Source organism: Vagococcus silagei, from assembly GCF_004795745.1.
In the GTDB taxonomy this organism is placed as follows: Bacteria; Bacillota; Bacilli; order Lactobacillales; family Vagococcaceae; genus Vagococcus; species Vagococcus silagei.
Window position 1 is genome coordinate 76,349 of the sequence record NZ_SDGV01000016.1, and the last position, 25,768, is coordinate 102,116.

Annotated in this window: 29 protein-coding genes; 5 read left to right on the forward strand and 24 right to left on the reverse strand. The window is 35.6% G+C overall.

Annotation, left to right across the window (positions count from 1 at the left end; genetic code table 11):
• The first annotated feature begins 426 nt into the window (after nt 1–426).
• Complete coding sequence (locus ESZ54_RS07165) at nt 427–1,830, forward strand: C69 family dipeptidase (protein WP_136136986.1); 1,404 nt, start codon at nt 427–429, stop codon at nt 1,828–1,830.
• 123 nt (nt 1,831–1,953) lie between these two features.
• Here the strand turns inward: ESZ54_RS07165 and ESZ54_RS07170 are convergent, their stop codons facing one another.
• From ESZ54_RS07170 to ESZ54_RS07220, 11 genes are all read right to left on the reverse strand, one after another.
• Nucleotides 1,954–2,274, reverse strand: a complete 321-nt coding sequence (locus tag ESZ54_RS07170) for a MazG nucleotide pyrophosphohydrolase domain-containing protein (protein WP_136136987.1) — start codon at nt 2,272–2,274, stop codon at nt 1,954–1,956.
• Nucleotides 2,275–2,461: 187 nt separating this feature from the next.
• Nucleotides 2,462–3,106: a fructose-6-phosphate aldolase gene (gene fsa / locus ESZ54_RS07175; protein WP_136136988.1), complete on the reverse strand. Its 645-nt coding sequence runs from the start codon at nt 3,104–3,106 to the stop codon at nt 2,462–2,464.
• Nucleotides 3,107–3,312: 206 nt separating this feature from the next.
• On the reverse strand, nt 3,313–3,939 hold the full coding sequence (locus tag ESZ54_RS07180; protein ID WP_136136989.1) for a PepSY domain-containing protein: 627 nt from the start codon (nt 3,937–3,939) through the stop codon (nt 3,313–3,315).
• Between the two features lie 104 nt (nt 3,940–4,043).
• Nucleotides 4,044–5,390 (reverse strand): sensor histidine kinase, encoded by a 1,347-nt coding sequence (locus tag ESZ54_RS07185; RefSeq protein WP_136136990.1) that lies wholly within the window; start codon nt 5,388–5,390, stop codon nt 4,044–4,046.
• Nucleotides 5,380–6,075, reverse strand: coding sequence for a response regulator (locus ESZ54_RS07190; protein ID WP_136136991.1), 696 nt, complete (start codon nt 6,073–6,075; stop codon nt 5,380–5,382). Before ESZ54_RS07190 ends, ESZ54_RS07185 begins: the two co-directional genes overlap by 11 nt.
• 131 nt (nt 6,076–6,206) lie before the next feature.
• Nucleotides 6,207–6,740, reverse strand: a complete 534-nt coding sequence (locus ESZ54_RS07195; protein ID WP_136136992.1) for a DUF3278 domain-containing protein — start codon at nt 6,738–6,740, stop codon at nt 6,207–6,209.
• The gene (locus tag ESZ54_RS07200; protein WP_136136993.1) at nt 6,733–6,933 is read right to left on the reverse strand and encodes a helix-turn-helix transcriptional regulator; all 201 of its coding nucleotides are present in this window, start codon (nt 6,931–6,933) and stop codon (nt 6,733–6,735) included. The genes ESZ54_RS07195 and ESZ54_RS07200 overlap by 8 nt, the downstream gene beginning before the upstream one ends.
• 462 nt (nt 6,934–7,395) lie before the next feature.
• Nucleotides 7,396–8,310 carry an aldo/keto reductase gene (locus tag ESZ54_RS07205; RefSeq protein WP_136136994.1) on the reverse strand — a complete coding sequence of 305 codons (915 nt, stop codon included), beginning with the start codon at nt 8,308–8,310 and terminating at the stop codon, nt 7,396–7,398.
• A gap of 121 nt (nt 8,311–8,431) precedes the next feature.
• Nucleotides 8,432–9,094, reverse strand: a complete 663-nt coding sequence (locus ESZ54_RS07210; protein ID WP_136136995.1) for a hypothetical protein — start codon at nt 9,092–9,094, stop codon at nt 8,432–8,434.
• Between the two features lie 158 nt (nt 9,095–9,252).
• Nucleotides 9,253–10,245 (reverse strand): tRNA dihydrouridine synthase, encoded by a 993-nt coding sequence (locus ESZ54_RS07215; protein WP_136136996.1) that lies wholly within the window; start codon nt 10,243–10,245, stop codon nt 9,253–9,255.
• 102 nt (nt 10,246–10,347) lie between these two features.
• Nucleotides 10,348–11,187: a MerR family transcriptional regulator gene (locus tag ESZ54_RS07220; protein ID WP_239433764.1), complete on the reverse strand. Its 840-nt coding sequence runs from the start codon at nt 11,185–11,187 to the stop codon at nt 10,348–10,350.
• Nucleotides 11,188–11,266: 79 nt separating this feature from the next.
• On the opposite strand from ESZ54_RS07220, the gene ESZ54_RS07225 reads away from it, so the two are divergent.
• Together ESZ54_RS07225 and ESZ54_RS07230 are read left to right on the forward strand one after the other, a co-directional pair.
• Entirely contained in the window at nt 11,267–13,000 is a 1,734-nt protein-coding gene (locus ESZ54_RS07225) for an ABC transporter ATP-binding protein (protein ID WP_136136997.1), read from the forward strand.
• Nucleotides 12,993–14,795, forward strand: a complete 1,803-nt coding sequence (locus ESZ54_RS07230; protein ID WP_136136998.1) for an ABC transporter ATP-binding protein — start codon at nt 12,993–12,995, stop codon at nt 14,793–14,795. Before ESZ54_RS07225 ends, ESZ54_RS07230 begins: the two co-directional genes overlap by 8 nt.
• A gap of 50 nt (nt 14,796–14,845) precedes the next feature.
• Here the strand turns inward: ESZ54_RS07230 and ESZ54_RS07235 are convergent, their stop codons facing one another.
• The 8 genes from ESZ54_RS07235 to ESZ54_RS07270 form a co-directional block, all read right to left on the reverse strand.
• Nucleotides 14,846–15,442 carry an alpha/beta hydrolase gene (locus ESZ54_RS07235; protein ID WP_136136999.1) on the reverse strand — a complete coding sequence of 199 codons (597 nt, stop codon included), beginning with the start codon at nt 15,440–15,442 and terminating at the stop codon, nt 14,846–14,848.
• Nucleotides 15,443–15,457: 15 nt separating this feature from the next.
• Complete coding sequence (locus ESZ54_RS07240) at nt 15,458–16,066, reverse strand: flavin reductase family protein (RefSeq protein WP_136137000.1); 609 nt, start codon at nt 16,064–16,066, stop codon at nt 15,458–15,460.
• A gap of 14 nt (nt 16,067–16,080) precedes the next feature.
• Nucleotides 16,081–17,049 (reverse strand): ring-cleaving dioxygenase, encoded by a 969-nt coding sequence (locus ESZ54_RS07245; protein WP_136137016.1) that lies wholly within the window; start codon nt 17,047–17,049, stop codon nt 16,081–16,083.
• 23 nt (nt 17,050–17,072) lie between these two features.
• Complete coding sequence (locus ESZ54_RS07250) at nt 17,073–17,513, reverse strand: MarR family winged helix-turn-helix transcriptional regulator (RefSeq protein ID WP_136137001.1); 441 nt, start codon at nt 17,511–17,513, stop codon at nt 17,073–17,075.
• Nucleotides 17,514–17,798: 285 nt separating this feature from the next.
• Nucleotides 17,799–18,476, reverse strand: a complete 678-nt coding sequence (locus tag ESZ54_RS07255) for a hypothetical protein (protein ID WP_136137002.1) — start codon at nt 18,474–18,476, stop codon at nt 17,799–17,801.
• 11 nt (nt 18,477–18,487) lie between these two features.
• Complete coding sequence (locus tag ESZ54_RS07260; RefSeq protein ID WP_162615128.1) at nt 18,488–19,087, reverse strand: TetR/AcrR family transcriptional regulator; 600 nt, start codon at nt 19,085–19,087, stop codon at nt 18,488–18,490.
• Between the two features lie 136 nt (nt 19,088–19,223).
• Nucleotides 19,224–19,793 (reverse strand): TMEM175 family protein, encoded by a 570-nt coding sequence (locus ESZ54_RS07265; protein ID WP_136137004.1) that lies wholly within the window; start codon nt 19,791–19,793, stop codon nt 19,224–19,226.
• A gap of 117 nt (nt 19,794–19,910) precedes the next feature.
• The gene (locus ESZ54_RS07270; RefSeq protein ID WP_136137005.1) at nt 19,911–20,462 is read right to left on the reverse strand and encodes an NADPH-dependent FMN reductase; all 552 of its coding nucleotides are present in this window, start codon (nt 20,460–20,462) and stop codon (nt 19,911–19,913) included.
• A gap of 233 nt (nt 20,463–20,695) precedes the next feature.
• Between ESZ54_RS07270 and ESZ54_RS07275 the strand changes: the two genes are divergently transcribed.
• Complete coding sequence (locus ESZ54_RS07275) at nt 20,696–21,457, forward strand: Cof-type HAD-IIB family hydrolase (protein ID WP_136137006.1); 762 nt, start codon at nt 20,696–20,698, stop codon at nt 21,455–21,457.
• A gap of 58 nt (nt 21,458–21,515) precedes the next feature.
• Here the strand turns inward: ESZ54_RS07275 and ESZ54_RS07280 are convergent, their stop codons facing one another.
• Both ESZ54_RS07280 and ESZ54_RS07285 read right to left on the reverse strand, forming a co-directional pair.
• Nucleotides 21,516–22,301 carry a TraX family protein gene (locus ESZ54_RS07280; RefSeq protein WP_136137007.1) on the reverse strand — a complete coding sequence of 262 codons (786 nt, stop codon included), beginning with the start codon at nt 22,299–22,301 and terminating at the stop codon, nt 21,516–21,518.
• A 131-nt stretch (nt 22,302–22,432) separates the two neighbouring features.
• Entirely contained in the window at nt 22,433–23,056 is a 624-nt protein-coding gene (locus ESZ54_RS07285; RefSeq protein WP_136137008.1) for a Crp/Fnr family transcriptional regulator, read from the reverse strand.
• 110 nt (nt 23,057–23,166) lie between these two features.
• On the opposite strand from ESZ54_RS07285, the gene ESZ54_RS07290 reads away from it, so the two are divergent.
• Entirely contained in the window at nt 23,167–24,108 is a 942-nt protein-coding gene (locus ESZ54_RS07290) for a nucleoside hydrolase (RefSeq protein ID WP_136137009.1), read from the forward strand.
• A 90-nt stretch (nt 24,109–24,198) separates the two neighbouring features.
• Here ESZ54_RS07290 and ESZ54_RS07295 read toward each other — a convergent pair whose 3' ends face one another.
• The 3 genes from ESZ54_RS07295 to ESZ54_RS07305 all read right to left on the reverse strand — a co-directional run.
• A complete protein-coding gene (locus tag ESZ54_RS07295; protein WP_136137010.1) occupies nt 24,199–24,963 on the reverse strand; it encodes an ATP-binding cassette domain-containing protein in 765 nt (254 codons plus the stop codon).
• Entirely contained in the window at nt 24,944–25,393 is a 450-nt protein-coding gene (locus ESZ54_RS07300; protein ID WP_239433765.1) for an oligopeptide/dipeptide ABC transporter ATP-binding protein, read from the reverse strand. The genes ESZ54_RS07295 and ESZ54_RS07300 overlap by 20 nt, the downstream gene beginning before the upstream one ends.
• 51 nt (nt 25,394–25,444) lie before the next feature.
• On the reverse strand, nt 25,445–25,768 hold a 324-nt coding region (locus tag ESZ54_RS07305; protein ID WP_162615058.1), incomplete at its 5' end, for a transposase.

Sequence of the window (25,768 nt, forward strand, 5' to 3'; positions counted from 1 at the left end):
TACTATCAAAGCAATTGTGAAGAACATAACATGTCAGCCTAGCAAACTATAATGATTATTAATAAACTCATAGCAATTCCTTACTATTTCTCTTTTATCATTGTTTTATTAACATTTTCAGAAAAAAATATTTACTAGGCCAAGCTAAAGATGAATCTAGTGCACTTTAGCAAACCTTTACCTTAGGGCATCCTTTATCATTTTCTTTATTTTTTCAGAAAAAAGAGGACATTCTAAGTTTCCTTTGATAGATACTTTGATCAATAACTCATTTCTACTGTACACTAAGTTACAATAAACCTCTATACCAAATTTATGGTTTAAAATAGATATTTCAAAATTTGTTCATAATCTCTTGCAATTTCACTGGTATTATCTTTATTAATTCATTACAATGGATTTAATATTTCAGAAAGGGTGACAAAGATGAAAAGAAGAATTGGTTCATGTACGACATTCCTAGCAGGAAAAAAAGCAACAATTGATGGCTCAACACTGATTGCACGCGATGAAGATGGTGGTGAAGCACCAAACCCACAACGTTTTGTGGTCATCACACCAGAAATGCAACCTAAAATATTCAAATCAGTTGTAAGTGGTGTTGAAATTCCATTACCTGAAAATCCACTTCGCTACACATCTACGCCTGATGCTGATGATCAATATGGCGTGTGGGCTGGCGCCGGTATCAATAGCGCAAATGTTGCAATGACAGGGACTGAAACAATCACAACAAATAGCCGTATTCTCGGCGTTGATCCTTTTGTCGAAGCAGGTATTGGTGAATGTGATATTGTGTCACTAGTCTTACCATATATCAAATCAGCCAAAGAAGGCGTTAAACGTTTAGGACAATTACTTGAAACTTATGGGACCTATGAACCGAATGGCATTGCTTTTTCTGATCGCAATAATGTTTGGTATATGGAAACACTTGGTGGTCATCATTGGGCTGCGATTCGTATTCCGGATGAAGCATATGTGATTGCACCAAATCGTCTAAATATTGATCATTTTGATTTTGACTCAAAAGATGTTTTATATTCAGATGACTTACCAGAATTGATTGAACGCTATCATTTGAATCCTGATACGAATGATGTCAACCTACGACATATTTTTGGTAGTGCTGATATTAAAGATACTCGTTACAATAACCCTAGATCGTGGTACGTTCAACGTCATTTTAATCCAGAACGCGGTCAAGACCCAACCGATCATAACTTGCCTTTTATTTGTTATGCCAAACAAAAAATCAGTATTGAAGATGTGAAGTGGGCTCTAAGTTCTCATTATCAAGGAACTGTTTATGATCCATACGGAAAAGGCTCTGAGAAAGAGAAAAAACATTTCCGACCAATTGGTATCAATCGTAATTTAGAAACACATATTCTACAAATAAGAAATGACGTCACAGAAGATATTGCAGGTATTCATTGGCTATCATTTGGACCGAATACATTTAATGCCGTTGTGCCATTTTATGCAAATGTGAACAACACACCCGCTAGTTATCGTGATACAACGACGACTTTTAACTTAGGCCACATGTATTGGTTAAGTAAAACAACTGCATTATTGGGTGATGAAAACTTCCCATTATATAGTAGTTTCGCAGAAGACTTTGAACAAGACATGTTTGCAACTTGTCGGTCATTACAAATAAAAGCTGATAAAGAAAGCCAATCAAAAGAAGATATCTCAGCTTACCTGGAAACAATTAATCAACAATTCGCTGATTATTCTCTAGAAAAAGCAACAAAACTTTTAGGTGACATGGTTGCGAGTGGTTCAAAAGGAATGAATCTAAGCTATCCCTTAGCCGACTAACCTAGGTGGTGAAGAAAGCGATTTGAAGCGAGCATTAAGCTTTCTGAACCCAATTATCTCTAAAAAAGACCAAATCCGTTTATCAAAATGGCTTTGGTCTTTTTTGATATGCTTCAAACATACCTAAAATTGGGCAATGTATTCTTCTAAATTTGGTGTCTGATGATACTTACGCGAACCTTCGCGATCTTTTTCTATTATTGCTTGATTTAAGTCAATTCCATTTATTGCGGCTATCGCGAACGTATAATGAATCACATCTGCCAGTTCATTAGCTAAGGTATTTGTCGTATCTACGTCTTTACGACCTGCAAGTTGGTTCATCATTTCGGCCACTTCACCCACTTCTTCCACAAGTTTCATAAATAGGCTTTCTGAAGTGATTTTGCCTTGATACTTAAGTTCTAAATATTTTTGTAATTGTGTAATCGTTAAGTTTTCCATATCCTTCTCCTAATATTTTTCTATTATTGTATCATGACATTTTGGGCATTCTTTTATGAATTTAACACTCCTATATTTTTTTTATTCAAGTAAACTGTTTAATCGCATGTGACTCAGATTCGCTTTAAACAAAATAAGAGTACGAATGACAATCACAATGATTTCATTCGTACTCTTATTTAATTTATTATTTTTTAAACTGTTCCCAATCTTTTAGGAACATTTCAATGCCTTTGTCAGTTAATGGATGTGACCATAATTTAGGGAATAAAGAACCTGGTATAGTTGCAATATGTGAACCTAAATGCGCCACAACTTCGACATGTTCTAAGTTACGAATACTTGCTGCAATGATTTCTGTATCAAAACCAAAAGTATCCATGATATCACGTAACTCTTCAATTACACGATAACCATCTGTTCCCATATCTTCTAAACGGCCCAAGAATGGACTAATATATGTCGCGCCTGCTTTAGCTGCTAATAAACCTTGTGCAACTGTAAAAATAAGCGTTACATTTGTCTTGATTCCTTCTTGCGATAAGATATGAACAGCTTTTAGCCCTTCTTCTGTCATTGGAATTTTAACAACCACATTGTCAGCCCATTTTGAAATGACACGCGCTTCTGCTACCATTTCTTCTGAAGTTAAACCAATGACTTCCGCACTAACTGGTCCAGAAACGATTGAACAGATTTCTTTAATCACCTCTTCAAAATCACGACCTTCTTTTGCGATAATGGTTGGATTCGTTGTTACCCCGTCCACAAGTCCTAAAGCATTAATACGTTTAATTTCCTCTACATTTGCTGTGTCTAAAAAAAATTTCATTGATCTAAAACACCATCTTTCTATTAATTTACAAAAAAGAAACCCCTTACATAGATTCCACATTATCATATCTCTGAATAAGACGCAATCTTTATGACTGATTTTTTCACAATTTTACCAAAAAATGGTATAGTCAAAAATATCCTATTGAACCTCAATGTTCAATAGGATATTTATTTATTACTTATTTAAAGGACTATTCTAAATTAGTCTTCAACCTCTTTACTTAAAAACTCACCAGTTTTAGCGTTTACTTTAACATCTACTTCCTGACGACCATCTTTGACTTTTACTTCCCAAAATGTTACACCTAAATCACTATCCATATTCCATTCAATTGCCGTTCCAACACCTGCTTCTTTTTCAGCAATTTCTGTAATTTCTTCGAGTGATTTTAATTCAGCTAAGTCTAATTTTTCTTCTTTACGTTTGACACCATTTTGCTCATCGCGATCCAATTTTTCCGTTCTTTCTTTAGAAACTTCTTTTGATGTTGCATCAACTTTTAAACTATATTCAGTATTATCGTCGACACCTTCAACTTGATAACGGTATTTTCCAAAATCTGATTCCAATTCGATTGAGGTAATATCAGTATTTGGATATTTCGCTTGATACACTTCAATTGCGTCTGTAACAGAAACTTTCACTTCTTTAATTTCTTTATTGGCATTTTTACTCTTAGTTGGCTTGTCACTTTGAACGACAGCACTACTATCCGCAGCCTGTTCTACCTGATTTGAAACTTTTTCTTTCGAGTTAGACGCGCCACAACCTGCTAATAATCCTATTAAGACTAAAGATGTCCCCACTAATGTCATTGTTTTTTTCATAATTTTCAGCTCCTTAATTGATTTTATATATATAGTTTAACGTCACGTCACAATAATAAAAATAAACTAACATAAAGCTTTCATGAAGATTTCTTCATCTTTTTTTACTTTGGCAAAATAATTTTGATTTGCGTCCCTTTAGGTTTATTATCTAAAACCTCAATTTCCCCATGATACTTGGCAACGATTGCTGCAACTAACGACAAACCGATGCCTGAACCTTCAATTTCACTTGATCTTGAGTCATCCACGCGATAAAAACGTTCAAATATTTTATCTTTCTGATTGTCTGGAATACCAATTCCCTCATCTAACACACTAATTATTATTTTTTGCTGTTCCTCAGATAAGTAAACAAAAACTTCACTACTCGCATCAGAATACTTCACTGCATTCTCAATAATATTTTGAACTAAACGCTGTAAATCGAGTTTCACACAACTCAAAATAATTGCATCAGATAATTCAGCACGAATTGTCTGTTTAGATATTAACTGTATTTTATCAATTTCCTGTTGGACAATTTCACCCACATTCACCGCTTCAACTTCATTTTCTTGCGAATTTCGCCCTAGTAATAGAAGTTGATTTATCATTTTTTCCATCCGTTTTGATTCTTTATCAATAAAAGCAATCGAATTGGGAATAACTTCTGGATGATCAGTACCACGTCTCTGAATCAGTTGAACGTGGCCTCTAATTGCTGCTAATGGTGTCCTTAATTCATGAGAAGCATCGGTTACAAACTGTTGTTCTCGAGCCATCGCTTGGCGTTGTTCTTCTAAAAGCGTATTAAAGGCTGTCGCAACATTCGATGTTTCAATCGGATTTTCAGGAACGGAAAGTTTCAATAATTGTTGCGGATTTTCTTCAATTTGATTGATTTCCTGTGCCATCGTACTTAACGATTTACTCCAACGCCCTACTGATAAATAGATTAAAAAAGCGCCAACCCCTAATGCAATTAGGTTTAATAAGATACTCACAAACAAAATGCTAGAGGTCATCTCGACGATTGATTCGACATTCAAAGCTAAAGCAGCTGTTAAATCAGGCCAATTTCTTTGCTGAAAATAGTAAACTTCACCATCCTTGGCAATAAACAAATGATTAAAAAATAAAAATTGACGTCCTTTTTTTAGAGCTCTAAATTTTTCCTGACCTTCTGCAGAATAATAACTATCACCAGTATTCAAACTAATTTTAAGCGCATCATCTTCGTCCTTAGAGACATAGGCATCCACAACAGTCTCCCAATCTGATGTCGCATTTTTATTTAATACAACTGAATCAAAAATTTGATTGGCCTGATCTTCCATATATTCGTACGTTGATTTCGTTAAAATCAAAATAAAAATTAAATTGATAACAATCAAAATACTCATCAACAGAATAATAAAACGTTGGGTTAACTGGCGTTGTGCTGTTTGTTTTTTGCGTTTAATTTTCATCGTGCGCCCTCAATACATACCCCACGCCACGAACCGTTTGAATCATCTTTCCGGCATCTTTAGCACCTAGTTTATTACGAAGCGTTCGAATATAGACATCCACAATGTTCGTTTGCCCAAAGAAGTCATAGCCCCAGACCTCATTCAACAAATCATCTCGTGTCATAACCACTTCAGGTTGTTTCATTAATTCATACAAGATACCAAACTCTTTTGGTGTTAAGTCCAAGTTTGACTCACCCAAGAACACTTGATGTTTTGCTAAATCAAGATGAATGCCATGATATGATAATGTATTTTTTGTTTGCGATTGTTTTTCAATCCTTCGCGTAATCACACGAATTCGTGCAAATAATTCTTCAATTTCAAACGGCTTTGTCAGATAATCATCAAGGCCTGTATCCAAACCTTGCACAATATCCGTCGTCTGATTGCGGGCCGTCATCATGATAATCGGAATATCATTTTCTTTGCGAATTCTTCGTGCAACGGTAATGCCATCATAAACCGGTAACATCCAATCTAATAAAATTAAACTTAGATTTTCTTTATGTTGTTCATATTCTGTTAATGCTTCTTGGCCATCTTTAGCCCAGATTACTTGATACCCCTCAAACTGTAATTCTGTTTGAATAAAGCTAGCCAAACTCTCTTCATCTTCAACTAATAAAATTAAGGCTGTCATACAAAAAACCTCCTTTTAACTCTCTTTATACCCCCATCATATCGAATGAGTACAAAACTGTCATGAAGATTTCTTCATTTTAAACAAAAAAACAGAATGATTCTTTTGAAAAAATCATTCTGAGATATTTATTATTCTTCAATTTTTTTGACACGATTCAACATCACAACGGTCATTGTGACACCAAAAAACAGGCCTGCTAATAAAGAAGAAATGATATGTGGGAAAGAGAATAATCCTTCCCTGATACTTTCTCCTTCAGAAACGACAGTTGTCAAGGCTGTTAATAAATGCATCCCTATACCAAAAGACAGTCCTTGTCTAACCCCTTTTTTGATGACTTGTTTCCGTGTTTTTAAAACTTTGTCCACTTCAACTTCTTCAACGGTTAAATTCAAATTACCAACAGCCAAAATAACGTAGCCACCAAGTACAAAAACAACTAAAATCAGATTTGAAACAATCAGTGTCCATAATGTGATTTCTAGAAAACGAGTTGCAAATAACGTTGCGATAAAATTAGACAGTAAAGAATAGAAGAACAATATAATAAAAGCATTATTGCCTATGCGATTAATCTCGCCCCTTTTATATTCATCCAAAACGCCACTAATACCATAGAAACGTTTAAACACTTTTTCTGATACCGTTTCTTTCTTATTCATCTTCTCCGACCTCCCAAAATAATGTGTTCAAATCTGTTTCCAAAGCTTGAGCTAATCGAATACACAAATCCAGTGAAGGATTATATTTATCATTTTCAATTAGATTAATCGTCTGCCTCGCCACACCAATTTCTTTTGCCAAAACTTGTTGTGATAATTTTTTCTGTTGGCGATAATCACGAACTCGATTCATTTTGACCTCCTTGTGTCATTTATACGTGACACCGTTAGAATATCACTCAATAATGTAAATGTCAAATATATGTGACATAAAATATTTAAAAAAAGAAGCTAATCGAATGATTGCTTCTTTGGGTTGTTGCTTATTTGAATAGAATGTTGATGTCGTGGTGATAGACGGGATTTTTGGAGCAGAGGTTCGGTCACAAGTCAATCTTACGATTAAATTAAAAACTAATTTATTCGTAAGATTGGCTTGCGACTCACCTCTAAACGCTCCAAAAATCACCTGGTTGTCAAATTATCAGGCTCACCTTACTGCTCAGCTCAAAACGCTTACTCCACCACCTTGGGTAATCCGGGTTCTGAAAGCAGGAGCTCGGCATTAAGTTAAGCGTCTGATTCTGACAAAGACCGTCAGATTCAGACGCTCATCTTAATGCTCGCTCCTAAACGCTTTCTTCACCACCTATCTTTAAGGCAAGATATTTCCTGCTGCTTGGTATAATGAATACCATTCTTCGCGGGTGATGTTTATTTCAGATGCGGCAGCGATTTCTTTGATTCGTTGTAGATTCATTGTGCCAGCGATCATTTGCATCTTGGCTGGATGGCGTAGGATCCAAGCCGATGCCATACCTGTTGGTGTTGTATGATATTTTTCTGCTAACTCTTCTAAGCGTTGATTTAATTCTGGGAATTTGGCGTTGCCTAAGAAAATTCCTTCAAAATGGCCATATTGGTAAGGAGACCAAGCTTGAATTGTCATATCATGAAGACGAGAATACTCTAAGATGCCACCATCATGATCAATACTCATCTCATGGTGCATATTCGCATAAAAGCCTTGGTCAATCATCTCTGTATGTTTCAAACCAAATTGAAGTTGATTTGCCACAAGTGGTTGTTCCACATATTTTTTAAGTAATTCAATTTGACCTGGTCTTTGATTGCTGACACCAAAATGACGTACTTTACCTTGTTTTTCTAGTTGGCTAAATGCAGCTGCCACTTCTTCTGGTTCAACTAATGTATCAGGTCGATGAAGTAATAAAGAATCCACATAATCTGTGTCTAAACGTTTCAAACTACCTTCAACGGCTTTGATGATATGTTCTTTAGAAAAATCAAACATCACACCTTGAATGATGCCACATTTCGTTTGAATAAAGAGGTCATCACGTTTAATTGATGTTTGTTTTAACGATTTTGCAAAAATTGACTCACATTCACCATCAGCATACATATCTGCATGGTCAAAAAAATTAATCCCTGCATCAAATGCTGTTTCCAATGCCTCAACTGGTTGTTCTGCTGCGTCGATTCGCATACAACCTAAAATAATTGCTGCTACTTGTTCATCTGTAGGACCAAATTTAATTTGTTTCATCGGTTTCATCCTTCCTTCATCCCTGTTCAAATTACCAATGGATGGTACTCTAATTTTAGCAAATTATCAGCCAATTGAATATCATTTTAAATAAATTTGTAACCGTTTCCCGTAGCTAATATTATGCATCAAAATAATACACGATTTTATTTTCAATTCCGGCCTCTTCATCCAAAATTATCAGCAAATCTAAATAATTCAAAGCTAGTTTTTCTGCTATTTTTTCGCCAATTATTTCTTGAAAACGTTCACCCTTCAAACGTTCTTTCAATCCCTCAATTGCTTCAATATCTAATAAATAGATATCAAAATACATCTCATCTCCCCCATTAGGTAAGTCGCTATCAAAAAAGGAACGATCAATCTCCCCATACTTCATTTCAAGTAACGTCAGATACTGACTGTTCACTTCATAGGAATCTTCATACCAGACATGAACTTTCACTAAACTAGAGGATAGATAATCTTCAACAATGATCGTCGCAATTTTTTTCAATGATTCTTCATGACGCTTTTTATACACTTCTGTTTTACCAAAACAACGATACGAAACAACAACTAGTGCTATCATAATAAAAATAATCAGCCAAAATATTGGTGTTCTAAAAATTGATACATCAGGATTTGTTTTTTTATTATAAATAAAGTAAACAATGACACTCAAGATTCCAGCAAGCAAACCGTATTTAAGTGCGTTGTACCAATGAACGGAAATTTTTGCATGACGCATTAAGTCATCACTACTCTTCTGTAAATTTTGATACGCTTCTTCTAATCGATTCATTTTCCCACTCCTCATCTATACCCTATTGTAAAATAACCCACCCACTTTATAAACACTTTTCATAAATATGAATGAAACCATGTTTTAATGTACATCAAAAAAACTACACAGTAACTCACTTTGAGTTCATGTGTAGTTCTAAATTTTTTCTTAGTTCTTTAATTTTCTTCTGCCACATCTTCATCATCAGTATGTCGTTGATGAAATGCATTTAATATCTCTCTTACTTCGTCTGTCGATTTTGTATTCATCAATTTAATTCGTAATTCATTGGCACCAGGAAATCCTTTAACATAAATTTTAAAGAAGCGGTGCAAACCAACAATTGTGCGTGGCACAACATCGGCATACTTATCTTGTAAGTCTAACTGTAGCTCTAATAATCCAATCATTTCTTGCGGACTATGTCTTTGCGGATTTTTTTCAAACGCATACGGATTCTTAAAAATACCACGACCAATCATAATGCCGTCCACACCATATTTATCAGCTAAAGTTAAGCCCATTTCACGATCTAAAATATCGCCATTAATCGTAATTAGAGTTTCTGGTGCTACTCGGTCACGAATGGCAATAATTTCAGGAATCAATTCCCAATGCGCTTCAACTTTACTCATTTCTTCTCTCGTCCGTAAATGAATCGATAAATTCGCAATGTCTTGCTCTAACAAGTGAGTAATCCATGCTTCCATCTCTGCTTGCTCTTTAAACCCAATTCTTGTCTTCACACTCACAGGGATGCCGCCAGCTTTAGCAGCTTGAATCAATTCTGCTGCAACCTCTGGACGTAAAATCAAGCCACTCCCTTTACCACGATCGGCAACGTTAGGAACAGGACACCCCATGTTTAGGTCAATTCCTTTAAAGCCCATCTCTGCTAAACCAAGACTCATTTCACGGAAAAACTCAGGTTTGTCACCCCAAATATGTGCGACAATTGGTTGTTCATCCTCTGTAAAAACTAAGCGCCCGCGGACACTTTCAATCCCATCTGGGTGGCAATAACTATCCGAATTTGTAAACTCAGTAAAAAAGACATCCGGTGCCCCAGCTTCTTTGACTACATGTCGAAAAGCAACATCCGTCACGTCTTCCATTGGCGCTAAAATAAAAAAAGGCTTGGGTAAATCTGCCCAAAAATTGTTCGTCATGCTCTTATTCTCCATTTCCTACTAAAACTTCACTGTCAAAAAACATTCTCATTATACTAATTTATTACACCAGAATCAAAAATGAGCGTCTTTATATCTCTATTATTTATTCTCAAGTGGGCGGACTGGAATCATAATTTCAATAATTTGCTCTTCTAATTGATCCGTCAACACATCATCTTGCCAAACTAATTCCCAAACATTGCCATCTATTATTAACTGCATTTCAGCAAGTTTTTCATGTAAAAGTGTGATAAACCTATTAATTTGTTTCTTCTCAAAACGAACAAAACCAGTCAAATATTGACCTGCAGGACGCTGCATAATTTTATCACGCGGGTAATAGGATACCCGTTCCTTTGGGATCTTAATCAACGTCCGATAAATCACCTTCGTGGGCATTTCCTTCTCAAAAGCTCCGGCATCTAGTAAAAAGCCGATGGGATAACCGCTAAAGGCATCTTCGTGATGAACATCGGGATAAAAGTTCGCAATCACCTGATAAGCTGACGTTTCATCATGCTCATCAATTTCATCAGACGCAATAAAATACTCTTCATCCAAAAATTGATAGGTTAATTGCTCAAACTCAATCGTTTGAATTTTGTCAAAGCGCTGCAACATTAAATCCAGTGATTGCTTCAACTTGTTTAAGCGAGTAATTTTTTCTTCAACAACTTCGCGCCTTAATGATAAAACTTTTTTTGTATAGTCTGGTTGGCGATTCTTTAAGAACGCACTGATTTCATCTAATGACATATCTAAAGCCCTTAAGACTAGAATAACATCCAGTTCCGGGCATTGATCAAAACCATAATAACGATAACCATTTGCACCAATTTTTTTAGGTTTAAACAAATCAATTTGATCGTAATGAATGAGTGTACGGCGACTAACACCAGCATAGTAGGCCATTTCACTAATGCTTAAATATTTTTCCACTTTTTCGCCACCTCTTTCTTGACTGTAACGTAACGTTACAGTTTATTCTATCACGGATAGACGATTTGGAGGAAATATTATGAAACAAATAAAAACATTTTATCAAAAAGAAAAGCGAACATTTTATGGCACGATTTTTCTTATGATTTTACAATCATTCGGTACATTATTATTGCCTTTTTATGTTGCCAAAATCATTGATGAGGGCATCTTAAAAGAAAATACTAATGCTATTATCCAAAATGGTGGTTGGATGTTCTTGATGGCGCTCTTAACTGGAATTGTTTCAATTGCTTCTAGTTATTATTCGGCTCATCTTGCTGGTAAATTCGGTCATTTTTTAAGAATGTCACTATTTAAAAAAACCCAAGATATTTCACTCACAACCTTTGAAGAATTTGGAACACCGACACTCTTAGCACGAACAACAAATGATATTAATAACATTCAACAAATTACCATGATGACTTTTCAAATGATACTACCCGCACCGATTATTATTTTAGCATCCATCTTTTTAACGGGCATGGTCTCATGGAAAATGGTTTGGATTCCCTTAATCGCCATTATTCTTTTCAGTTTAGTCGCTGTTTTAATTATCAAAAAAGCTGTTCCACTTGCGAGTCGCACCCAAAAAACAGTTGATAAAATGATGCTTATTTTACGCGAAGTTTACACAGGTGTTCGGGTCATTCGCGCTTTTGATAAAACTGATTCTGAAAAACTGCGCGCTGATCAAACTTTCGAAAAGTACTCAACCGTTATGATTCAAATGAATCGCTTATTTGCAGTCTTAAACCCAATTGTCAATTTAGCAATGGGAATTTCAATTGCTCTAATTCTGTCAGTCGGTGGTTATCAAAGCTTAACAGGCAGTATTCAAGTTGGTAGTATTACAGCCATCATCGAGTATACGATTTTAAGCTTATGGTTTTTAACAATGGCTACGATGGTGATTGTAATGGTGCCACGTGGAGTGACCTCTATGCAACGACTCGAACAGGTTCTAACCAAACCACAGGATTTACACGATGGACAGGCAAGCTTAGAACTAGATGCCGACGCACCAATTGTTGCTTCATTTAATGATGTTGCCTTTACTTACGATGGTGCTGAAGAAGCTGTTTTGAGCAATATTACTTTTGATATTCCACGTGGTAAAACAACCGCAATTGTTGGCGGAACAGGTTCCGGAAAAAGTACCATTGCCAAAGCACTCTTACGTTTAAAAGATGTCACCCATGGTCAAATCTTATTAGGCGAGCAAGACATTCGCACGTTGACTCAAAAAGATCTACGTGCACAGATGAGTTATGTTCCACAAAAAGCAATTTTACTGAGTGGCTCAATCAAAGATACCTTAACATTCGGTCATGCAGAAGCCTCGCTTGAAATGATGGAAACCGTTACGAAAGTTGCACAAGCAGACGACTTTATTGCGAATTTACCACATGGTTTTGATAGTCACGTCGCACAAAAAGGGAACAACTTTTCCGGTGGCCAAAAGCAACGTTTAAGTATCGCTCGAGCGCTGATTAAACCTGCACAACTTTATTTTTTTGATGACAGTTTTTCGGCACTCGACTATCAAACTGACGCAAAATTACGTCAAGCTCTGAAATCGTATCTTAATCACGCCGCTGTTGTCATTGTCGCGCAACGCATTGCAACTGTGATGGATGCTGATCAAATCATTGTCTTGGACGAAGGCAAGATTGTTGGTAAAGGAACACACAATGAATTAATGACTTCCTGCCAAACTTATCAAGAATTTGCCAGTTCACAAGGGTTAGGAGGAAAAAACAATGAGTAAACCACAATACGATGCACCAAAAAATCTGAAGAAAACAAGTCGTCGTCTATTAAAGCTGCTTATGCAACAGAAAAGTCGCTTCAGTTTAATCATTATTTCGGCCTTTTTGTTTTCTATTACGATGGCCATCGCCCCACTTTTTTTAGGTTGGGGATTGGATAACGTCATCGCTTTAATCTCACAAAAAAATTGGCAAATCAATGATTTAATCCAAGCATTAAAGCTACCACTCATCTTTTTAGTCATGTCTTGGCTTTTTATTAGCGGTTTCTCACTTCTGCAAGAATTCACAATGGCGAGTGTTAGTGAAACCTTAACACTGGCCTTACGTAAAGAAATTACAGCAAAATTTAATCGTTTACCAATTCGGTTTTTCGACCAATATCAAACGGGAGATGTATTAAGTCGAACAATTCTTGATTTAGACAAAGTATCTGAAGTTTTACAAGTTGGCTTAATGCAATTGATTGTTGCTATCCTAAGTATTATTAGTGGCATTATTGTCATGCTTTACCTCAGCCCACTCTTAACACTTGCCATTATCGGGATTCTGCTTGTTAGTGTTTTCGCAACAAAATACTTGTCACAAAAAAACTTAATCTATTTTACCGATAATCAAGTCACACTTGGAAATGTAACAAGTCGTGCAGAAGAACTTTATTCAGCAAATTTATTAATCAAATCATACAATCAAAAAGAAACGGTCACAACAGAGATGGAAGCTCTCAGTGAAGCTCAGTTCAAAGCTTTCCGAAAAGCTCAATTTTTAAGTTATGCGATTAATCCTTTTATTCGCTTTATTAATCAAATTGGTTTTGTTTTAAGTGCTGTTTTTGGCGGCTTTATGATTTTAAATGGACAACTCAGTATCGGTCTAATCCAAGCTTACTTACAATACGTCAACCAAATTTCTGAGCCGATTACCCAAGCCTCTTATATCACAAATACCTTACAAAGTGCACTGGCATCGTTGGAACGAATTTTTGAAATTCTCGATTATCCTGAAGAAATCGAAATCGACTCGCCACAAGTTGTCCCTGAAAAAATTGACGGACATGTTGTTTTTGAAAACCTTTCGTTTGGTTATACACCTAAAAAATTATTGATGGAAAATATTAACATTACCGTTAAGCCACAACAAAAAGTCGCCATTGTTGGTCCAACTGGTGCGGGTAAAACAACACTCATTAACCTGTTAATGCGTTTTTATCCACTCAATCAAGGCACCATTTATTTAGACGGTCAAGATATGACGAGTTATCAAGCTGCTGATATTCGCAAACGGTTTGGGATGGTCTTGCAAGATACCTGGCTCTTTGAAGGAACCATTGCTGAAAATATTGGCTACGGAAATCCACAAGCAACACCCAAAGACATTATTCAAGCCGCTCGTGCTGCACAATGTGATCACTTCATTCGTACCTTGCCAGACGGTTATGACACTAAAATTGGTGGTGAGACGGATTTATCTCAAGGTCAGCAACAATTACTAACAATTGCACGCGCCATTTTAGCTAATCCAACGATTCTTATTTTAGATGAAGCAACATCCAGTGTGGATACACGAACTGAATTGATGATTCAACAAGCAATGAACGAATTAACCAAAAATCGAACCAGTTTCGTCATCGCACATCGTCTTTCTACTATTAAAAATGCTGACCTAATTCTCGTCATGAAAGACGGCACCATCATTGAACAAGGTAGTCATGACGAACTATTAGCCCAACCATCCTTCTACGCAAATCTCTACCAAAGCCAATTCCAAGGTAGTGACACAGGCGTTTTGGGATGAAGAACACATAAATAAACCATCCAGTTTTATGCTGGATGGCTTTTTATTGATTATTCTCCTAAAAATTCTTTGGCTGCTTGCACTTCTTCCCACAATAATTGATGACCACTCTTCGTTTCAAAATGAATCACTTGTGCCTCTCGTTCCTTTAATAAATCCAAGACAAACTTGCTTTCTGATTGCGGTACAATCGGATCCAGTAAACCAGATGTCATCAAAATTTCCTGATGGCTTAAATCATTCTTTGGAATATCAGAAACAGGATACATCGGATGAAATAAAACACCTTTTCGATACATCTCACTGTGATTTAACATTAAATGCAAGGCAATATTAGCCCCATTGGAATAGCCAATTAATACAACATCATCTAAATCAAACCCATAATTAACTGAACAATCTAAGATAAATTGATGTAGCTCTTCCCCACGAACACGTAGATCATCTTCATCATAAACACCTTCAGCTAATCTTCTAAAATAACGCGGCATCCCTTGCTCTACGACATTCCCTTTTATGCCAAACAAAGTTGCCTTATTATCTAGTTCAAATCCCAAATCAAGCAATGATTTTTCATCGCCACCTGTTCCATGTAAAAGAATAAATACAGGCTGCTTGACCCCACCAGATTTAAAATAATGTTGCATAAATTGTTTCCCCCTTTATTTTGGTCTAACCAGTTCGAATTGTTCCCCTAAGTTTGCGTATGTTTGACCTGCTAAGCGACTAACCGGAGCTAATGACTGGGCCTTGATTTTGCCTTCCTCATAAACTTCTTCACTAAAATGGTACTGTTCAATTTTTAATAAAACTAAATCAGCAGTTACCTTATCATTTTCTACGATTGGAACATGTTGATAGAGCGTTACTTCAAAACGAGCCGCTGCTTCTTCAATCCCCGGAACAAGCACCCTTGTCGAGTCCGTAATATTAAACTCAGTCAAAGCCAATTCACTTTTTTCTGCAGCTAAATTGGCAGCCGTTTGATTGCCATCTGAAACTAAGGTTTCATCCATAACATGAATAACAGCTTCTTTCGTAGCAACGATATTTCGTGCCGTATCTTTCATCTCACCTTCTTTACGCTGAATCGCTAACGATACAATTGGTGGATTAGATGTCACAATATTAAAATAGCTAAATGGAGCAATATTTAACACCCCTGCTTCTGAATACGAGGTCACAAGCGCTACGGGACGCGGAATAATGGAACCAGTCAAAAGCTTATAGTTATCGCGTTCTGTTTGTTCATTCGGATTGATACTAATCATTTCAAAGCCCCCTGTTACTTGTTACTGCGACGTGTATCAAATGGACGCACTTGGCTTTCAATTTCAGCACGCTTATTTTCTAAGAATGGTGGTAATGCTAATGTTTCACCTAAAGTTTCATAAGGCTCATCCACATCAAACCCCGGATCGTCGGTTGCTAATTCAACCAGGATATGCCCGACACGAACATATAATGATTCAAAATAGAAACGATTCACATAGCCAGAATTGGCTAGACCTAAATCATCAAAGATATTTTTCCAAAGTGCCAAAGACTCACTTTTAGCTAGACGAAAGGCCACATGATGAACTTCACCATAACCTTGCATCGCATCAGGCATTGAGTCATCTTCAACAATAATCACTTGTGCACCATTGCCTTTTTCGCCAACTTCCATTAAATGACGATTGTCTTCAACAGCAATTTCTTTAAACCCAAAGACACCTTGAAAAGTTTCAATAAACTGCTTAGCATAACTAATCTTGATTTCAACTCTTCCTAATCCATAGATTGCGTGTTCTTCTGGTACTGGACCTTGTTTCCAAGGAATACCAGGCTTCATTCCGGTATTATGTTCATCTGAAATCAATTGATACAGTTGTTCATCCTCATCTTGAAAAGATAAAACTTTTGTCCCAAACTCTTCTACAATTTCACTATGCTTGACATTAAAGGTCTCAAATCGTTCTTGATAGTAATCAAGCGCTGCATCCGTTGGTACTCTAAAGCCGATACGACTAATAGTATTCGTTCCTTTACGACCTTTTGGAATATTAGGAAAATCGAAAAAAGTTACAGCTGTACCTGGTGATCCTTTGTCATCACCATAGTAGGTATGATAGGTTTGAATATCATCTTGATTGACTGATTTCTTTACCAAGCGCATCCCTAAAACTTCCGTAAAAAAGGTATAGTTCTTCTTGATGTCGCTTGTAATTGCCGTAATATGATGTAATCCTAATAATTCATGTTTTTTGTTCATTTCAAATCCTGCTCTCATTTCAATTAACCTCTTTCTAGTTTTATTTTTTGGCTAATTTGCCATAACATATTTTGAAAATCAGCCAATTCTTCCGCTGTAAAATCTTCAAAATAATGAACAATCGTTTCTTGGTGGAACGGAAAAATAGTTGCCATTTTTTCTTGTCCCTTAGTAGTTAAAGACACAAATGTGACACGACGATCTTCAGTTGATAATTCCCGACAGACCAAACCTTTTTCTTCTAATTTATCGATAACATAAGTGGTACTGCTACTAGCAATCAACACACGCTCTTTAATAGTTTGAATCGTTTGTTTTCCTTTATGATATAAAAGCTCAAGGACAATAAACTCATTCGTTGTCAGGTCATAACGTGTTACATCTTCGCGAACTAAGTTCTCAAATAAACTACTGGTTCGCATTAAGCCGATAAAAGATTTTAATGCTAATTCATCATTTGCCACATTCTCACTTCCTTTTATTTCGAATTCGAGATAAGTATATATCACTAACTTAAAGTAAGCAATTAAATTGCTCAAGATATAAAAAAGACTTGGCGTCCCCCCAGAGCCAAGTCTTTTCAAAAAAATAATTGATGTGTTAATAGGCCATCACCCTTCCCCATCTCTTACTATACAGCCTTTTATCAAACACAATGATTCGATTATGTCTGATTTTGCGACAATCTTAATCAAGAAAAAGCCATGTCCTATTAACGATTGAACGTTAACTATGACATGGCCATTATTTTAATAAATAAAAGGAATCAATTTTTTCTGACTTAATATTTTTCCTGCTTCGTCTGGGTAGTGCTCTTTAATGTAAGACTCTTGGCGAGGAATTTGAACGAATACAAAGTCTAAAACTTGTTGTAAAAGCATCAAAATAAAGATAATAATCGAACCACTTGCTAAATAAAATAAACTAGGTAAGGCTAAAATTTCACCAAAATAATTAATGCAAATCGCATACTTAAATAGGCCATAGAAACGATAATTAAGTGTCGGATTTTGCTGTTTTACATGCTTACGTTGCGCTTCAGAAACCAATGTAATAAGGGTGCCAATTACGTACAAACTAAAAATGATAACTTGGACTGTGCGCCCTAAATTCCAGTTTGCATAAAAGGTTTCATGCAAGTAAGTATAGCCCATCGGAAAAATAATAAAGAATAGAAAATTTAACGTGTAATCCATTAAAAGTGGTTTCTTTTGACTACTTGACGCTTGAAACGTTAAACGATTTGGTTTAACTATCCAATTCAAATACAAAAAGCGTATCTGATAAATAAATAATGCTAAGTAGAATAAAATACGTTCTAACTCTAAAGCACCTGTCCATAATAGTAAACTTGCTTCAACAAGCATCATCACAAATATAAAAAAAGTAACGATTATTTTTTCCTGTTTAATCTTTTGTTGTGTCATGCTAATCCCCCTTATGATGTAACTGTTAATAAATGCATTAATTTATATTTAATTATGCTATTTAACTCTGTAACAGTCTGTTCTTCCGCATAAATATAAAATAAAAAACTTGTAAAAATGGTACTATACATCAATTCAGCTAGTATCTCATGATTCATCTCAGCACTAAGAATATTTTGCTCTTGCAGTTCTTTTAAAGCATTTGATACCTTTGCAACAAATTGATGATCAATTGCAACCAGTTCTAAGAAAAAAGCTGGCTTTTTCTCTGCTGCTTTTGTCAATGAGGACAGAGATTGACGCCATGACGTTTTTTCAATTTCAGCTAATTGATTAAAGCCCGCGATAATTTCATCAATTAAAGTCTTCGGTGAATCCATTGGCTGTGAAAATTGAAGTACTTCACCAAAGATGAAAGATGTTCCGCCAGCGAGTAAAAATAATTCCTCTTTCGATGCATAATAATTATAAGCTGTGCCTAAACCAACCTCAGCATTTTCTGCAATTTGACTCATGGTAACTCGTTCAAAGTCTTTCACTTTAAATAATTCCCGTGCAGATGCAATAATTTTTTCTTGTAACTGTTTCTTTTTATCTTCTCTAACACCCATCATATAACCTCCTTCAAAAACATGAATGCGTTCATGAATATATTCATAATTATATACTACACTTCATATCCCGTCAAACAACACGTAAAAAAGCATTCAAGACTTTAATAAAGTCCCAAATGCTTAGCAAGTATTATTAATTAAAATTTGGTTTTAGTTGATAAGCTGTAATCCATGGCAGTAAAGCAAAGGTATTAATTACAATAATCATTTCTGGGATGGTAAAGATGCCCACAATAATTGAAACAATATTAATTGTCATTGTTAACAATGTTCTCTTCTTAAAAAAATAAGCAACCTCATTTTGTTTTTCAGCAGGCATGCGAAGAAACGCAACACACAAAAGATAAAAGAAACTATCGGCTAAAAAGAAAACAACCGCATAGAAAACTTGTGGTGCTAAGTCGTGAGGATATTGACTCACCCATGACGTCGCAAAGGGAAAAAGTGTCAGTGATAAAATAAAAATATTATTCGCCCACATCACAACACCATTAATTTGCTTCGTACTTGTAACCAAACGATGATGATTATTCCAATAAATTGCTAAAACAAAAAAACTAATAAAATAAATTAAAAATTGATTGCCCATTTTTAACAGTGCTTGGACAGAACTATTTTCAGGTGTTTTGAGATTTAAAACTAAAACAGTCATGACAATCGCAATAATTGCATCTGTAAAAGCTTCAAAACGATTTTTAGGCATCACTTACTTCCTCCTTTAATAAAAAAATAGCGCAAGCATTGTGTCTTTACTTCTAAAAAAGCACAATGCTCACACTAAATTTTTAATCCAAAATATTGAAAAGATGACGATGTTTTTTTATGCTAAACGATTAAACCATGCGACATATGAATCCACAATAACTTGTAAAAATTCAACCGTATCCGCTTTAATTTCACCTTCATCATCAAGGAAGTTTAAGACTGAACCTAGGTAGGCTTCAGGTTGTGCCATTGTATGAACATTCAAGAATGATAAAATTTGACGTAAATGATGATTAGCACCAAAACCACTAATCGCACCAGGGGACACACTAACAATAGCACCCGCTTTATCACTCCAAACGTTTTCTCCATATGGACGAGATGCGATATCTAATGCATTTTTCAAAACAGGTGGTACTGAACGATTATATTCGGGTGTGACAAACATGACACCATCTAATTCTTTAATTTCTTGACGAAAAGCTTGCCAAGAAGCAGGTGTTGTCCCTTCATCATCATAATCTTGATCAAACATTTCTAAGTGACCAATTTCAGAAAAGACTACTTCAAATTCTTCTGGAAATAGTGATGCTAGTTTATCCGCAAACTTTTTACTAAATGATGCTTTTCTTGTACTACCTACGATCATGCCAATTTTCTTTGTCATATTATTCAAATCCTCTCAGTTTACTTATTATTTTATTTGTTTCGCATTCGAAACATTAACTTTAAACAAAGTGTAAAACTGAATAAAAAATAAATCAAACAATTCGACTTACTTTTTATAAGTAATTTTCACTTTAGCCTAACTTTTATTGGTTTTAAACATTTGCTATTCTCACCAAATAGCTCTACAATTCTATTATTACACTTTATTAAACAATTTTGAAAGGAGATACAATGGCACCTTATAAAGCAATAATCTTTGACTATGATGAAACCTTAAGACTCCAAGCAGAAACACGTATTTCGAACGATATTGTGCTGCTCCTTATGACTTTACGTCGCAATAAAATTCGCGTCATTCTTGCAACGGGACGACCTCATCAACATTGTCAATATCTACTAGAAGAACAACTTGTTGATTGCATCATTAGTGCTAACGGCTCCTTAGTGATGACACAAAACAAGCGAATTCACGCAATTACCATTCCACAACCAAAAGTTGAGACCTTCAATAATTTTTGTCTCGAACAACAACTACCAAATACTTTCTATACTGAAAGTTTATTAACAAATAAAATGGTCAATGATGATATTACAATTGGTTTAAAACAAGCACTCAATTTAAAACCAACCGATCTTGATTTATATTCACCAAAACTAAAAACTGATATTTTTGTCATGTGCGCCTTCTGCGAAAAACAAGCAGATATCAAATTATCGCAATCTTTCCCCGATATGACTTTGATCCGTTGGCATCCTAAAATTGTCAGCGTCCTGACAACAACTGTAACTAAAGTAAACGGAATCAAGAAAGCGTTAGACTATTACCAAATCGAACAGGAAAACTGTATTGCTGTTGGTGATGGTTTAAATGATATCGAAATGCTAGAATACGCAGGTATGGGCTTATCCGTTGGTGCGCAACATCCTGATTTAGTTGCTGCAGCAGACCATGTCATTGATAAAGTTGACCGTCGTATTTTGACTCTGTTTTAATTAAATAGAGCCTTACAAAAGTTAGTATCATTTAACTTTTGTAAGGCTCTTTATTTTTCTAAATTAATGTTGCAAGTAAATATAAAATGACCAAATGTGCTGGGTAAAACAGATAGAAGAAATATTTCATTTTCTTACCTTCTGTTCCGTTGTAGAAATAAATTGGAATCCAAGCAAAAATCATCATCCATTGAATATTCACTAAAAATAAATCAGTTGTCGAAAATCCGGTTGAAATTAAAGCCACAGCTGCTAATGAGATAAATTGCCATAAACGTTTTTCTCTAAAAATATAAAACATCAAGGCCAGTATCGCCATCAAGAAGCCACCTTCAATTGCGAATAAACTTGGGAAGATACTGATTGCAACTAATGTCACTATCGCATTGTTCCCACCCATAAACATTAGAATAATAATTGAATAAGCAAGCAAGCCAACTAGTATGCCAATTCCCTTAAACAATTTATTCTTTTGTTTCTCTTTAATACCTTCTGAAATCAAATCATAAATCCACATCAAGATAATTCCAATTAATAAAGTACCAAAAATATTATTCATCAATACCACATCATTATTTGGTACCAAACGTGGTAATCCAAATGAGATAATATTCATCAGCCAATAACCAAATAAGAGATTTTTAAAGTAGCCCCAACGGTTCCTTGTATAATGAAACCCTTCTGCACTTAAAAATAGAAAAATCGGTGCTACGACTCTTCCTACCATGGTCAGCCAATTCGGTGCCCCTTCCAACATCCACATTTGATGGATGTGATCCAATACCATTAACGTAATGCCAATCATTTTCAATTGGAATGCATTTAACCCTTTTGTCATTTTCATGTACCCCTCTTCTCTTTTTCACTTGTTAAAGTTTAGCATATAGAGAAAATTATTTTTATCCGTCTGTTGACCTATTTTTTCTTACATAAATAGACCGACTTTCTTTAATCGATCAAAAAACCTGATTCCGATTAAATTTCTTCCAAGACTGATAACAAATGGTCTTTATTGATTAAAGTTAACTCCTTTTGTTCCCATAAAAAAATACCTTCTGTCTGCCCCTTCAAAAAAGCACGGTTTAAGTTGCGTAAGCTTGTGTTTAAAGCCTGAGCAATTTCAGATTTATTGATTTTAATAGGCTTATTCATTGGATACTGCGTTAAATAGTGCAGGAGATGTTCATAAGTCGTCCCCTGATTATGTTGCACGATGTAATTGGAACTATGTTGCAATTTATCATTCAATTCTTCAAAAAGATATTGTGTAACTCGAAAATCTGTTCTCATCCATTCTTTGACTTGTTCTCGTGGCAAAAAATATAATTCCATCTCAGTTAACGCCACAATTTCAAAAGTATTTGATTGATCTGAAAACAATTCCATCTCACCAAAACAATTTCCTGCATCCAATTCTTTGAGAAAAATTGTCTCACCATTTAGTAATAGTTTTCTAACAAGGGCACGACCAGAACGAATAAAATACACCCCTTTATTTTGGCTTTCCGCTGTAATAATGGGTTTTCCAACTTGAATGCTCACCTTTGTAATTTCACTCTGATAGTACGTTGGTAATGATTCAACAATCTCAATTGACATCGTTCACACCTCTTTTTATTTAAGTATAACGTGTTTTGGGACAGATGTCCTATTATAAGAATATCCTGATGATTATACTAAAGACACAATCAAAAGACGAGGTGGATATTATGAGAAAAATGATTATTGATACTGATACAGGTAGTGATGATGCCGTGGCTTTAGCTTTGGCATTAAAAAGTACACACATTGAATTACTAGGAATTACAACCGTTTCCGGAAATTGTGACGTTGAACAAGCCACGTTGAACGCATTGATGACCGTTGAAAAATGCAACAAACACACACCAATCTATAAGGGTTGCGCGTTACCATTATTACGCGAAAAGCCTGTTGATGCTGTGGATGTTCACGGTATAGATGGAATGGGTGATCTTGACTTGATTCATCCCACACAAACGCCACAAACCGGACACGGGGTTGATTTTATTATTGAAATGGTCAAACAATACCCAAACGAAGTTGAAATTGCCATCATTGGACCTGCAACGAATATTGCTTTAGCTATTATGAAAGAACCAAAAGTTATGGTCCAGGTCAAACACTATTACATCATGGGAACTGGTGGATTTGGACCCGGTAACGCCTCGACTTTAGCAGAATTCAATGTCTACGCTGACGCTGAAAGTTATGTGCCTCTCCTTAAAAGCGCTGTGCCAAAAACGATTGTCGGTTTTGATGTTTGTATCGCAAATGCCTTTCATGAAGAAGAAATTAATGCTCTAAAAGAAAAAAGTGAACTTGGAAAATTCTTAATGGATGCCAATGAGACACTTCTAAATTACAATATTAAACGAACTGGTGAGGCCATCATCGATTTACCTGACGCGGTCGCATTAGCTGTGGCTCTTTGGCCTGAAGAAATAATTGCGGGTGCAACTGATGTTTACGCCACTTGTTCCTACAAAGAAACAACAACGTACGGATTAGTTACAATGCACAATCGCGAAGACGCCTTAGCAGTCGTACAAAATTATCCCGACAACAATGCAACTGTCGTCACTTCAATAAACCAAAAGCAATTTAAAGAAAAAGTTATGGGTCTACTATAGTTAATTTATTGAGTACTTTGAATTAATAATTACATAACTAAAGTCAAAAAACACTACGATTCTAACACTCATTCTAGAATCGTAGTGTTTTTAAATTAACTGCGTCGTTGGCATCGCCGCTAAAAGTAACTGCGTGTAATTTTCTTGCGGTGCTTCATATAATTTTTCCGTTGACGCAAACTCAGCAATCCGACCATCACACATCACAGCAATGTCATCACTGACATAGCGGACAATCGATAAATCATGAGCAATAAAAATCATGGTTAATTTTCTTTCTTTTTGTAAACGTAATAACAAATTAATGATTTGTGCCTGAATCGAAATATCCAATGAAGCAATTGGCTCATCACAAACCAAAAGTTCTGGTTCAACCGCCAGTGCACGAGCAATTACAATCCGTTGTCTTTGTCCACCAGAAAACTCGTGTGGATATCGTTCAAGAACACTTTCCTCAAGCCCAACATCTCGTAAAAGCTCAAGGACACGTGCACGTCGTTCATTTTCTGGGACAATTTGATGAATTCGCAAACCTTCACCGATAATTTTTTCAATGGTTAAGCGAGGGTTAAGCGATGCATACGGGTCCTGAAAAACAAACTGAATCTGACGGCAATTTTCAAGGCTTCGCTTAGGCGTTAGTAACTGATTGCGGTAAGAGATTTGTCCGTTTTGATAAGACTCGATCCCTAGTAAACATTTTGCCAATGTAGACTTTCCACTACCTGATTCACCCACAATACCTAAAACCTTACCTTCCTCAACCGAAAGAGAGATGCCTTTAAGTGCTTGCGTTTTTTCTTGTCCCTCATTGGCATAAGATTTAGTTAGTTGTTCAACTTTTAACAGTGCCATATTGATCCCTCCTCGCTAATTGCCAAGCTTCGTATTGATCATATCGCGCTTGAATATTACTTGGCACAATCACTTCTGGTGCGTCTTCAGCTAATAACCACGTAGCCGCAAAATGTGTATCCGACACTTTAAAAAAAGGTGGTTCTTCTAATTCATCAATCACCAACGCATAATCATTTCGCTCAAAAAAAGCATCGCCTGCTTTAACTTGATAAATAGAAGGAGGTGTCCCAGGAATAGAGTAAAGTGGCTGACCTTGAATCGGAATAGACTGAATCAATCCCCATGTATAAGGATGTTTTGCTTGATAAAACACTTCTAAAGTCGTCCCATATTCAACGATTTTACCCGCATACATAATAGCGACACGATCAGCAAAGTTCCCAACAATTCCTAAATCATGACTAACTGAGCTAATTTCATAATTCACTTTTTAGAAAAGTAAACACTCGACCAATTTCAAAATCATTGTTTTTTGAAGTTAAGCGACTAGTTCTTTTCTATATTTCTCTTGTGACAATCGTTGTGCTGCAAAATTCTTTAAATTATAAGCTAGTTGAATCAATAATAGTTCCACTTGAACAATTTCTGATTGATAGTGTGTCGTATCATTTAATTTCATATGTTCTTTTAGATAGCCATTCACTCTTTCAACTGCACTTCGTTTAGCGTATAGTTTTTCCCAAGCTTTTGTTCCGCGTGCAGGATGATTAAATTTTCGTATATCACTACTTTGTTTGATTTTTATTACTTTCTGACATATTTTTTCATGAAATAGTGGACATTCACGACATTTTTGAAGTGG